The organism is Desulfosoma caldarium (assembly GCF_003751385.1).
GTDB lineage: Bacteria > Desulfobacterota > Syntrophobacteria > Syntrophobacterales > DSM-9756 > Desulfosoma > Desulfosoma caldarium.
In genome coordinates, this window is the sequence record NZ_RJVA01000015.1 from 177513 (window position 1) to 190335 (window position 12823).

A 12823-nucleotide genomic window follows, 5' to 3' on the forward strand; every position below is an offset into this window, starting at 1 on the left:
AGGTTGTCGTTGTCATGGCCGTTCGTTTATGGTAGATAGAAAGGATAGTGCAGGGCCGGCCTGCGGCAAGGATGGCGTTCAGACACGAGGACGCATTCGCCCTTGGTCGTGCTAGGCGGGGAGCTAGCGGTTCCCTGAACCCGAAATCCGCTCAGCGGGGCCGAACTCCCTTTCGAGGGATCGGCTGGGGGGCCCGTACGGAACTGCTTCACCGGTCGGACACCTCGCAACAGACGGATGTGAACCCCGTCAGGTCCGGAAGGAAGCAGCGGTAAGCATTGCGGTCTGTGTCGAGGTCTATTCTGATTGGGTGAGGCAGGAAAGGCGGGTCGGCACCAGGCGACTCGACAAAGGGTGCACGACCAAGGGTCTTTTTGTGGACGCGGCTTGACCTTTCCACACCCTCTCATTCATCCAGCGTGTGGGTCACAATGTTGTAATGCTCGGCAAAGATGGGCCCTCGACCCTTGAACATGCTCACGTGCGTCAGAATCCACTCGGCCACTTCCCGCCGTTTGGGTTCCGACAGAGCGTTGAAGCAGGCAAACATGGCCTCTTCCGAAGAGGCTTGTTCCATCTGCTGCCAAATATCCGAGGGACTCATGGAATTCTCCTCATCCGCTTTCTGTTGAGCTTCCATGGTTTGTACGGCTTCTTCGGCCCGATGCACAAGGCCTTCCAGATTTCTCACTAGGTCGCGCACGGCTTGACGCAACTCATCCACAGACCCGCATCGCACAAAGACTGTGGGCGTCGCTCCCTCCCGCTTCCATCGAATCTCAAACGTCGATCGGGACGGGTCGGCGGCGTTGGCTTGAATTTCCAGATCCAAACCCATGGGCGCTTTCGACGACTTCATGCCTTTCCTTTCCTGTAGAGAAAAAAGTTGCCATGGATGACGGCTTTAAGCTAACGCCTTCTTGGGCCCATGACAAGCAGCGCAAAACACTTTGACGGAAACACGAGTTTGGGGCCAAAAAACCTTGAGCCTTCGGGCGATTTTTCTCAAGCTTTTCAGTGCGCATCTAGAAGATGCATAGGTTTGAAAATGAGCCGTTAAAAAAACTGGCCATAGTGTAGGCCCAACGCGGAGCAGGATGTCCGAGCAGAGTCTGGGGATTGGTTTTGCAGGTGCGCCGCAAGATGCAATGAGGTGTCGCCGCCAAAGCGGCTTTCACAAGGTCCAGTCCCAGACGAGTTCATAGCCGCAGAGGATTCGAGCCGTGTCGAGACTTTTCGATCAAACTGATGCTCAAAAAACGAGCCCGTGGACGGGACCGCCTGTCGCCCTTTTCTGGGACCAATCTCTAGTCTGGGGTCTTGTGCTGGTGGAAGCCCTTGAAACCATGGGTGTGCCTTATCGCCTCGTGACCGCTGCTCAGATACGAGCCCAGGCGCTTGGGAATCATCGCGTGCTCATGGTGCCCGGAGGTTGGGCTGCGCACAAGGCGCGGGCTTTGGGTCCGGAAGGTCTGGAACAGATGCGGGCCTTTGTGCGAAGCGGAGGCGGCTACGTGGGTTTTTGCGGCGGCGCAGGGCTCGCCCTTGCCGGCACATCGTCTCTCAATCTTGTGCCCATACAAAGAAAGAACCTGTCGCAACGATTGCCCAATGCCAGCGGTGAAGTGTGGATCGAAGGGAATGAGGACCATCCCTTCTGGAAAAATCTTCCACCGAGGATTCCCGTCTCCATCTGGTGGCCTTCCCAGTTTGCCTGGGATAACGGCTTGGGCGTGGACGTCCTGGCTCGGTATCGAGGTTACGGAGAAGACTTCTGGGTGGCGGATCTGTGTGCCGCCGATGTGGCCCGATGCGGCGCTTCATGGAAGGACTTGGAAAAGAGTTACGGCATCAATCTGAATCCCGAGCTGCTTGATGGGCAGGCGGCCATTCTGAGCTGTCGAGTGGGCAAAGGTATGGCCGTACTCTCCTACCCTCACCTGGAAATGCCCGAGGGTTGGGGAAGACGCCTTTTGGCGAGCATGTTGAATGCCCTTCAGAAGACGTGCCATCCCATGGACGTGGAACGAAGGAAACCGTCCTCGCCTGCTGCATCGGTTCCCTGCGCGCAGGTCTCCCAGGCAATCGACAACGGTTCGGTATCCATCACGCCCTTGGAAGCCCTTCACCCCAACGGACAGGCTTTCATTGTGCCGGTTCCCAGCGTGACGGCGTTTCGAGCCCTGGAGGAAGCCTTGGAAGAAGCCCAATCCTTGATCGCCTTTGGGGAAAGGCATCTTCTGTGGCGCTGGCGCCGTCCGTGGCTGTTGCAGTGGCAGCGCGGCCTGCGCGGGCTCGAGTACGGGTCATTGGCGGTGTGTCTGCGGTTCGTGGTTTCCTACTGTGCGCAGGAAAAGCTTGTCGCGCATCCCTCAACACCCTGGGATGATCTGGCCCAAGGTCTTTTAGAAAACACGCGCCTTTTTTGTCGGCAAGCCCGTAAACTTCTTTTGCATGAAAAGGTGGCGAGTCATCAAGGCCCGGTGAATAAGCTGCAGCCGGTCAACGCGCAGGTGGACGCGCTTCGGGACGCCCTGTTTGGTCGAGGCATGAGCCACACCGGTCTTTCTCAGCAAGTCTTTGACACGCTGGACGCCTTGGTCTTCTGCGCTTTGGAGCGCCGCCGGATGGGCGATGCTATGCCGAGTGGTTTTTGGACGCAAAGGCCCACGAAGGCCCATGGGCACGGGCATGCATGAGGCGGAACAAGCCATGGCCGACGAGCTGGAAACAATCAGCCGAGCTTCCACGTACTTGGCCACGCTTCTGCGCCGTTCACCGGAAGACGTGGCCTGGCTCTGGGATCACAAGAATCTTCTTCGACGCTACGCCATCACCGACCTTTACGATGACTTGGCCCGCACCCTGGTCAAGGCGGCGTCCTGGATCGATGCGCAAAAGGCCGTGCGACGCTTCAAACAAAGGCACTTCTTGCGCATCGGAGGCCGCGATCTTCTGGGGCTGGCAGACCTATCGGAAACCACGGCACAATTGAGCGATCTCGCTCAGGTGGCTCTGGAAGGAGGTCTGCGATGGCTTCGGGATCACCCCCATCTTTGGGCGCCCTCGGCCGTGGCCGCTCAAATGCCAAAGGTTTTCGACCTTTATGGCCTGAGCCTCCTGGGTTTGGGAAAGTTGGGAGGTCGAGAACTCAATTATGTTTCGGACATCGATCTTCTCTTTTTGCGTCAAGACAAAAGGACTTCCACTCCTCGCGGCAACACCGAAAGCCTGTATGAAACCCTGTGCTTTTTGTGCCAAAAGCTGGTGAGTCTTCTGGCGGATTCCGTGGAAGGGGATCGCGTCTTTCATGTGGACCTTCGCCTGAGACCTCAGGGAAAAGACGGCGAACTGGTGCCGTCCGTTGCCGGCGCCGCTTTCCACTATCTGCTTCAAGGGCAAGCCTGGGAACGCCAGATGCTTTTGAAAGCTCGGCCTGTGGCTGGGGACCGCGCTCTGGGCATGGCGTTCTTGCACGAGGTGCGCCCGTTCGTTTTTCGACGCTTTCTAGATTTTCAGGCCCTGGATGAACTCAAGGGCATGCGCGACCGCATTTTGCACGAACTGCGTTCTCAGCTCGCGGACGCACCCTTTGACGTCAAACTGGGAGTGGGCGGCATTCGTGAAGTGGAATTTCTCGTCCAGTCCTTTCAGCTTATTTACGGAGGCCGCATGCCCCAGCTGGACGAACCTAACACCTTGACGGCTTTGGAGAAACTGAAAACCCTTCGACTTCTTCCGGCGGACGCCGCCCAGGAACTTCGGGAAGCCTATGTGTTTTTGCGTCGCGTGGAACATTGGATACAGCTGGATCAAAACCGCCGAACCCAAAAAATCCCATCTTCCACAAAAGCCCGGGAAAGGCTCGCGGGGGCCCTCGGTTTTGATGGCCATTGGACTCGGTTTCAGGAAGCCCTCACCATGCACACTCAAGCGGTGCACCGGCATTTCACCGCCCTCTTTAAACCCCACGCCCCCAAACGCTCTCAGGAAGACGAAAGCCACGTCGAGCCAGACACCGACGATGCCTCTCTCTCCTTGACAGCATCGTCCGTGGGTCGACTCCTTCCGTCCTTGGACGGCCTGGCCACGCCTCTTAAAACGGCCGTTCTCAGGGCGACTGAGTCTCTTGTCGCCGGGGTCGATGTGGACACCCAAAAGACCATGACGTCCCGCGTGGACCGGTACATGACCCAAGTTCGCCGGCGCCCGGGCTTGCTCCATTTTCTCGGCACCCATCGAGCTTTGATCCCGGTCATTGTTTCGGCCCTGGGGCGCAGCGACCTTGTGGCCGACCTATTGACCCACCAGCCTAGCCTGGTGGAAGCTCTGAGCACGTGGCGTGTGGCCCAGGTGCCACACCCGCAGTGGGAAGCGTTGGCCAAAGGGATTCTCGACAAGGCCTCTTCCTACGAAGAACGACTGGAATGGCTGCGGCGCCTCAAGAACGAACGGTTTATGCTTCTGGCCTTGGCGGACCTGGCCGGCGCCATGCCTCATGAGGCTTTAGAAAGCGCACTCGCCGACCTGGCGGATTTTGTGGTCCGCCATACCCTGCGCGCCGTCATGGACGCCGTGGGCCTTGACCCTCACCTGCCCCTGGCCGTTATCGCTTTGGGTTCCTTGGGTAGTCGAGAAATGGACTACCTTTCCGATCTGGACTTGATGTTTGTCTATGACCCTCCTGAAGGTGAAAAAAGTGACCAGATTCCCCTGCCGGTCATTCGCATGCTGCAGCGGTTCATGCGCATGCTGAGCACCCCACTGCAGGAGGGGCCAGGCTATGAGGTGGACGCTCGCCTGCGCCCCACGGGATCCTATGGCCCACTGGTGGTGACGCGAACCACGTGGCAGGACTATTACACGAACAAGGCGGACATTTGGGAAATTCAAGCCCTCCTGCGGTTTCGGTTCGTGGCCGGAGACTCGGTTCTGGGATCGGCTCTGGAGCGTGCCGTGCATCGTCTGTGCTTTCGAGAGCGGACCCACGCCATGGTCTGGCCCCGCCTGTGTCAGCTTCGAAGACGCATGGAGGAAGAGCGAACCGTGGAAAGGGACGATACCGTAGACATTAAACTGGGGGTTGGAGGGCTTGCGGACCTAGAGTTTCTCACCCAGGGACTGCAACTCATTCACGGCCATAAAAACCCGGCTTTACAGAGGGGATCCACGGCGGCCCTTTTGAGGGAAGCCCTGACTTACGTTCCGGACGGCCCGCGAACCTCCGCAGAAATGCTCGAGGCTTTTCACGGCTTGCGCATGTTGGAACATCGGTTCCACCTCATGACCCATCGGTCGGGATCGGTCGTGAGCAAGCAGCATTTTCAGCAGATGACGCGCCTTGGCCTGTGGCCTGCGGCGGCCGAAAGCCGTCCCATGGAAACGTGGGAAGACCTTTTGGCCGTGCGCCGTCGTATCCGCCGTCTCTTTCAGAGCCTTTGTGAGGATGCGCCGTGGCATGTTGCCACATCGTGAGATGATCGAAACAGAATCCCTAGGCGGTGCGATACGCCCTCTGACACAATTGCCCTCGCCCTACAGCCTCGCGGACCCATATGTCTTTTGAAAGCCGATCGAAAGAAATCGCCCGGCGCCTGCACATGGATAGCGCAGCGGAACCGGTCCCCTCGGCCTCGAATGTGGACATCGGCGTGCAACCTCGGCACGGGATGAGACTCTCCCCTCGAGATGGCATCGGCATTGCCATTGTTCTGGAAGACCTTTCCGATGTGGACCGTGTGAATGCGGTGTTTTTGCCAAAAGCCGATCCCCACTTGGCCCTCAATGTCACTCCCGGTGAATTGTTGGACCCCGACGGCGACCGTGACGATTAAGCCGCTACGAGCTTTATGTCTTTCGGCGGGCCGAGGACCTCATGCCCTGGAAGAAAAAGCGCATGCGCGTGATCCTCAAGGAGGGCGCCCGATGACACCGTCAGGCATACCTCTATCTGTGGTCACCGAGAGAAACGCTTGGATTCGATGCATGGTTGAAAGCACTCGACGGCTTCTATGGTGACCCCGCACCGGACCGGACCAGCCATAAGCGTAGGGTCTGGTCCGCAAAAAAGGGGGAATAAGAAAGAATAAAGAAGAGTGGTTAAGCCAGTTTGAAGGCAAAGATGGACGGTCAATCATCAGACGGAGATCGTGCTGGACATTCTCAAGGGCCACAAAACCATCATGGATGTGGCACGCGAGCACGATGGCCAATAGAGCGAGATCCACCAATGGATCGATACGTTCATTCCCTTCGGGACGCAGGCCCTCAAAGTCTATCCGAAATCCGTGGAAGCGGTCGAGCAGAAGGATCTGAAGCGGCACCGTGAAAAGAGCGATCAACGGGTGCTGCAGATCGAGGTTTTAAAAAGCCGAGGCTATTGTCTGCGAGGAAGAGAGCTCGTTTTACGATGGAAAACGAAGCTCGAGGCCCAGGGCCATAAGGTGAGTTTGCGCAAGGTCGCTGAGTGGGTCGGGGTTTGTTGGTCGACGGTGAACGACAAGCCTCGAAGGCGCAAGCCGGCGGGGGTTGATCGGCAGGTGGAAAAGGCCATCTATCAGCTTATCCAGCGTTATCTCCGGTATGGCTTTGGAAAGATCAGCGTCAAGCGTCGTCGGCTTATGGGCGTGATTGTCAACAAGAAAAAGGCCCATCGAATCATGGCGCGCCAAGGTTGAACCTTGTCTCAACGTCATGGAGGCATGCGGCCTCGTGTTCAAAAGAAAGCCTCGGTAGTTGAAGGTCCCCATGAGCGGTGGGCAACGGATATGATCCCCTTTTTCTGCTCGGATTCCGGGTGGTGTCATGGGGTTGGGGTGATGGATTGTTGGAACCGGGAGATTGGGCGTTATCGCATCAGCCGGCGACAAAACGCCAAGGTGGCGAAAAGGGGCTTTGGAAGATGCGCTCATTTGATGGCTTAAAAGAATCAAGCCGCCTCCCGGGCGCTTGCCCTGATAAGTGACGACGAGCGCGTCTTCACGTCCAAACGTTATCTCGAGCTGGAGCGTGCTTGGGGTCTTCGCCCTGAAGTCATCACCCCTGGGATGATCGAGCGGTTCATGAGAACGCGTAATGAGGAGTGTATCTGGCTCGACCTGTTTTCGTCTTTTCATGAGGCCAAGGAGATGATCGAGGGCTGGATCCAAGAGGACAACAGCGAGAGCACCTCGCACACAAAACGAAAATTTTGGTCTTGATTCCTAAGGGTCATGACACCGTCGAACGGCCGGATTTCCTGGCAATGGGCATGGATGCCTCGCCTAGGGGCAGGCCCCCGTGTCTGGCCCATGTAGGGGCAGCCCTTGTGGCTGCCCTTACGATGGAGTGGCCCGATGTGTGGTTTAAATGTTCTTGCGGAATGTCGTCCAAATGTTGTTGCTGAATGGGGTGCGGATGTCGCTGCCAGATGGAGTGCAGCGGTTTAAAACGATCTAAACCCGTCGGTATGGGCACGAGGTGAAAATGTCGCCTGCCCTGATGGGCTCCACCCCGAGCCTGCCTTTTGGGTACGCCCATCGATACCGGGGCACCACGTAGGGGCAGCCACAAGGGCTGTCCCTACGTGATCCCAACAGACAAGCCAAAAGTAGCGCGGTCACCTGAACGCACATTTTGATCTTGATTTTTAGGGGTCATGACACTTCCCCTGGGAAACCGCGAAGTTTTTGGCAGCGCCCCTTGAAACCCAGCGGCGGCCGAGTGCTCCTGGCACCACGCTCTCGAAGGGCTCTTGGATCTTGGCCCACACATCTTGGCCAAGGGGTTCGGCGCTGCCGCCACCGAATGCAAAGAAGTCGCGAGACAACTCATCAAACACAAGGTGCTGACCCGAAATCAAGCTCAGACGAAGCGCACCTCAGCCCGGGGACCGGAACCGGCTCGTGCCTTTCTACGCTGAAGCGAGCAACACGGAATGTTATCGCATCTGCACGGTACAGATGGACGACATTCCCCTTGTGTTCGACCGACTCCTTGTCTGAGTTGAGGCGCATTCGCCCTTGGTGGGTCGAACCGCATGACGATCCTCCCAAGGTGGCGTCCACTGCGGCAGGACATGCGATGAACGGCAGGTGAGCATTTTTTTATTTGACACGCTTTGACAATCTTGTCAGTCTTACATCCCCTCCAGACAATGACGTTTGGATTCCACCATCGAACACCGCTGTTCGAAAAGGCCCTTCAACCATGAAAGGGCCTTTCTTGCCTTGATTTTCGGACAACGTCGTCCCGGAAAAGAACAATTAGGAAGGAGAAGCATCAGCCATGTGTCGGCTATGTGCCTTGACCAGCACGGAACCTTTGTCCCCCATGAAGGCCATCGAAGCCTTGGATGTCATGCGCGAAGGCCATGACGGGTCTGGGGTGGGGCTCTTTTTGAGTGACCTGGGTGGGCCGTGGGAAGAATTGGAGGGCGCGCCCATTCTTTCCGGCACCTTCACCAACGAGGGGCTCAAGCGCCTGGACAGTTTCATGATGGAAATCGGCTTTATGACCAAATACAAGCTGTCCATCAAAACGCCCAAGACGGCGCCGCCCGGCGTGCCCAAACGCGACGTTTACCTTATTCGAGCCTACGAACTGCCCGAGGAATGGGATCATCTGCCGGGGGACGAAATCCGCAATCGCCTCATGCAGGTGCGGCTGCAGTTGCGTCAAATGGGTGAGGAAAAGCAAGATATGATCGTCTTCAGTTTCTGGCCCGATTGCATCATGATCAAGGAAATCGGCGATCCCATGACCGTGGCGGAATATCTGCGGCTGGACCGCAAAGAACTCCATGCGCGCATCATTCTAGCCCAAGGGCGCCAAAATACGAATTATGCCATCAATCTTTATGCGTGCCACCCTTTTTTCCTACAGGGCATTGCCACCATGACCAACGGGGAAAACACGGCTTTTGTGCCCATTCGCGAGTTCCTCTCATCGCGAGGTTTTCCCGGCTACATGGGGTATCAGTCCGATTCCGAGGTCTTCACGCACATCATGCACTATATGCGCCATTTCTTAGGGCTGGATGTGGCATACTACAAGCACATCATCACGCCGCTTCAAGATGAGGTCCTGGAAAAACATTCCAACGGCACCTTTTTGAAACACCTTAAGAGGTCCTGTCGGCGCCTGATCATCGATGGGCCCAACTGCGTTATCGGCTGCCATCCCGACAAGCGCGTCTTTATGGTGCAGGATCGAAAGAAACTGCGCCCCGGCGTCGTGGGTGGCAGGCCCGGCCTATACGCCTTTTCTTCGGAACTGTGCGGGTTGGACGCCATGGTTCCCGATCGGGACAAGTCCAAGGACATTCAACCCATGCACCTTGACACGGTGATCGTGGGACCGGATCGCCAGGAGGTTCGGCTATGCTCGCAGATGGATACATAAGCCCCAGTTCCTTGAGTCTTCGGGACTTGCCATGGCAGGTGCACTGGAGCCTTGACAAATGCACGTTGTGCGGCCGCTGCACCACGGTGTGTCCCGTGCACGCCATTGAATTGGGCGTGTTTCGCAAGCGTACCGTGGACACGCCCCTTGGCGTGTCGCAGGCCCCGTCCAACGTTTTCAAGGTCTTTTACGGCATTCGTCAAAAGACGGACCCGGCCTATGCCTGTATCGGCTGCGGCATGTGTTCCATGGTATGCCCCAACGATGCCATCATGGCCTATCGCTCCGAGGAATTGGACAAGTTGCGGTTTCACATCAATCGAGGTGGTCAGCCCAGGCGACGCGGCGGGCGGCGCAACGTTCCGGGAGGCATTCTGGACCGTATTAAATTCATTCGCATCTCCATGCTCACAGATCCGGCGCTCGATGCCGGCCGCCACGAATTCGAGCTGCGCACCCTTCTGGGGCGCGTGCTGCCCCCTGAGGAAAACCTGAGGCTTCTTAAGGAAAACGGCTGGATACCCCCCGTTCGCGAAATCTATCCTTTGATCATCGGCGGCATGTCCTTTGGCGCTCTGTCGCCCACCATGTGGGAAGGCTTGCAGATGGGGGTGGCATATCTGAACGAGGAACTGGGCATGCCCGTGCGCATGTGCACAGGAGAAGGTGGATGCCCGCCGCGCCTGCTGCGATCCCGCTTCTTGAAATACGTCATTTTGCAGATCGCCAGCGGCTACTTCGGCTGGGACGAAATCATCCATGCCATACCTGAAATGAAGGAAGACCCCTGCGCCATTGAAATCAAATACGGCCAAGGCGCCAAACCTGGGGACGGCGGCCTGCTCATGTGGTACAAGGTCAACAAGCTCATTGCCGCCATTCGGGGCGTGCCGCCGGGGGTGAGTCTACCCAGTCCGCCGACGCATCAGACCAAGTATTCCATCGAAGAAGCCGTGGCCAAGATGATCCAATCCATGTCCATGGCCTGGGGTTTCCGCGTGCCGGTCTATCCCAAGATTTCCGGCACATCGACGGCTCTGGCCGTCTTGAACAACCTCACGCGAAACCCCTACGCCGCGGGACTGGCCATCGACGGAGAAGACGGCGGCACGGGCGCCGCTTACAACGTGTCCATGAACCACATGGGACATCCCATCGCGTCCAACATTCGAGACGGCTACCTCACGCTGGCGCGCCTGGGCAAACAAAACGAACTGCCTCTGTTTGCCGGAGGCGGTATTGGAAAAAACGGAAATCTTGCCGCCAACGCGGCGGCCCTCATCATGTTGGGCGCCAGCGGGGTCCAAACCGGAAAATACATCATGCAGGCCACGGCCGGCTGTTTGGGATCGGAATCCGATCGTTGCAACGTGTGCAACATCGGCGTGTGCCCCAAGGGCATCACAAGCCAGGATCCGCGCCTGTACCGACGCCTGGATCCCGAAAAGGTGGCGGAACGCTTGGTGGATGTCTTTGTCGCTTTTGACAAGGAACTCAAGAAGATCGTCGCCCCTCTGGGCCGCTCCACGTCCCTTCCCATCGGCATGTCGGACGCCTTGGGAATCGATGACGCCGCGGCGGCGCAACGGCTGCACATAGCATACGTGGTCTAGACGAGACCGACCGTGAGGTGAAGGAGCGATGGAACAAAGCATGATGCAAGATGCCTATTGGATTTCTGGGCGCGAACACGGTCGACGCCTGGAATCGAGAATACTGGAAGAACGCCTGCAGCAGGCCGTGGCCCAAGGCCATCGGCGGCTGGAAGTGGAAGCTTTCGGCCAGCACGGCATTGGAGGCCGCCTGTGGCGTTCCGACGGCGAACCCGTCCATGTGACCGTCCACGGCACGTCGGGACAACGCTTAGGGTCCATGGGCTTTCCCAACACGGTCATCGAAGCCTTGGGACCGGCTTCGGACGATGTGGGCTGGTTGAATGCCGGAGCGGAAATCATCGTCCACGGCCATGCCGGCAACGGCGTGGCCAACGCCATGGCCCAGGGCAAAATCTTTATTGCCGGCAGCATCGGCGCCCGCGGCATGACCATGACGAAACACAATCCTCGGTTTGCGCCCCCGGAACTGTGGGTGCTGGGTTCCGTTGGGGACTATTTCGCCGAATTCATGGCCGGAGGCATCGCTGTCATCTGCGGCCATGAACCGGCCAACCCCGGCAATATTCTGGGGTATCGGCCGTGCGTGGGCATGGTGGGCGGAAAAATCTTCTTTCGAGGCCCTCACGGCGGGTACAGCCAAGCCGACGCCAAATTGGTGCCCTTAAGCGACAACGATTGGCATTGGTTGGTCAAGAATCTTCAAGACTTTCTGGAAAAAATTCGCAAAACGCACCTCTTTCCGCTCTTTGCTCAGCGCAGCCAGTGGCAGCTTTTGGAAGCGCGAAGCCCTCATGAAAAGGCGGCCGTGCCGCGCACGTCCATGAGCGCTTTTCATCGGGACGTGTGGGAGCGAGAACTGGGCCCCGGAGGTCTCATCGGAGATCTGACCGACCTGGACCGCAGTCCCATACCGGTCATCGTGACGGGACGTCTGCGCCGATACGTGCCCGTGTGGCAAAACAAGAAATATGCGGCACCCTGCGAGGCCTCCTGTCCTACGGGTATACCGGTTCATGAGCGGTGGCGGCTCATTCGAGAAGGTCGTGTGGACGAAGCCGTGGACATGGCCTTGGCCTACACGCCGTTTCCGGCCACGGTTTGCGGGTACCTGTGCCCCAATCTATGCATGCAATCTTGCACGCGGCAAGGGCTTCGCATGACTCCCGTGGATGTGACGCGACTGGGCAAAGCGAGCCTCAAGGCCAAGCTGCCGCCGGTTGAGCCTCTAAGCGGCAAGAAAGTGGCCATCATTGGCGCCGGACCCGCCGGGCTTTCCGTGGCCTGGCAACTGCGCCGCCTGGGCCATGAAGCCGTGCTCTACGATCGCGCTCCCGAACTAGGAGGCAAAATCACGGCCGCCGTTCCCAAAACCAGGATTCCCGATGAGGTGGTTCAGGCCGAATTGGAATGCCTGCGCAGCGTTTTGCCTCACGTGCATCTTCAACAGGAGCTGACGCAACACGATGTGGAGCAACTCAAGGCGGACTACGACATGATCGTCATCGCCGTGGGGGCACGAAAGCCCCGCCTCTTGCCGGTCCCCGGCAAGGAACGGCTCATTCCCGCCCTGGAATTCTTACAAAAAGCGCGGCAGGATGACGCAAAGGTGGGCCGCCGCGTGGTGATCATCGGAGCCGGCAACGTGGCCTGCGATGCGGCCACGGAAGCGTATCGACTCGGCGCTGAAACGGTAACCTTGATCGATATTCAGGAACCCGCGTCCTTTGGTAAGTGTTGGGTCCCATGTTATAGTATTCCACGAAGAAGCTATCCGCTGTTTCGTGCCCGCGAGAGGCTGCGCGTCATGGTTTCAAACGCAACATGGA

Annotated in this window: 8 protein-coding genes and 1 other RNA gene; 8 read left to right on the forward strand and 1 reads right to left on the reverse strand. The window is 57.9% G+C overall.

Annotation, left to right across the window (positions count from 1 at the left end):
• Positions 1–106: 106 nt before the first annotated feature.
• Positions 107–362: signal recognition particle sRNA large type (gene ffs / locus EDC27_RS14380), an RNA gene on the forward strand.
• A gap of 44 nt (positions 363–406) precedes the next feature.
• Here the strand turns inward: ffs and EDC27_RS14385 are convergent.
• Entirely contained in the window at positions 407–859 is a 453-nt protein-coding gene (locus EDC27_RS14385; RefSeq protein WP_123291325.1) for a hypothetical protein, read from the reverse strand.
• A 364-nt stretch (positions 860–1223) separates the two neighbouring features.
• On the opposite strand from EDC27_RS14385, the gene EDC27_RS14390 reads away from it, so the two are divergent.
• The 7 genes from EDC27_RS14390 to EDC27_RS14420 form a co-directional block, all read left to right on the forward strand.
• The gene (locus EDC27_RS14390) at positions 1224–2699 is read left to right on the forward strand and encodes a hypothetical protein (RefSeq protein ID WP_123291326.1); all 1476 of its coding nucleotides are present in this window, start codon (positions 1224–1226) and stop codon (positions 2697–2699) included.
• A complete protein-coding gene (gene glnE / locus EDC27_RS14395; protein WP_170161845.1) occupies positions 2680–5475 on the forward strand; it encodes a bifunctional [glutamate--ammonia ligase]-adenylyl-L-tyrosine phosphorylase/[glutamate--ammonia-ligase] adenylyltransferase in 2796 nt (931 codons plus the stop codon). The genes EDC27_RS14390 and glnE overlap by 20 nt, the downstream gene beginning before the upstream one ends.
• Before the next feature lie 80 nt (positions 5476–5555).
• Positions 5556–5834, forward strand: a complete 279-nt coding sequence (locus EDC27_RS14400) for a hypothetical protein (RefSeq protein WP_123291328.1) — start codon at positions 5556–5558, stop codon at positions 5832–5834.
• A gap of 453 nt (positions 5835–6287) precedes the next feature.
• The gene (locus EDC27_RS14405) at positions 6288–6677 is read left to right on the forward strand and encodes a hypothetical protein (RefSeq protein ID WP_123291329.1); all 390 of its coding nucleotides are present in this window, start codon (positions 6288–6290) and stop codon (positions 6675–6677) included.
• Positions 6678–8265: 1588 nt separating this feature from the next.
• Positions 8266–9381, forward strand: a complete 1116-nt coding sequence (locus EDC27_RS14410) for a class II glutamine amidotransferase domain-containing protein (RefSeq protein ID WP_123291330.1) — start codon at positions 8266–8268, stop codon at positions 9379–9381.
• Positions 9360–10994, forward strand: coding sequence for a glutamate synthase-related protein (locus EDC27_RS14415; RefSeq protein ID WP_123291331.1), 1635 nt, complete (start codon positions 9360–9362; stop codon positions 10992–10994). The genes EDC27_RS14410 and EDC27_RS14415 overlap by 22 nt, the downstream gene beginning before the upstream one ends.
• Before the next feature lie 28 nt (positions 10995–11022).
• Positions 11023–12823: FAD-dependent oxidoreductase (locus EDC27_RS14420; protein WP_245994611.1), on the forward strand; the 1801-nt coding region annotated here is incomplete at its 3' end.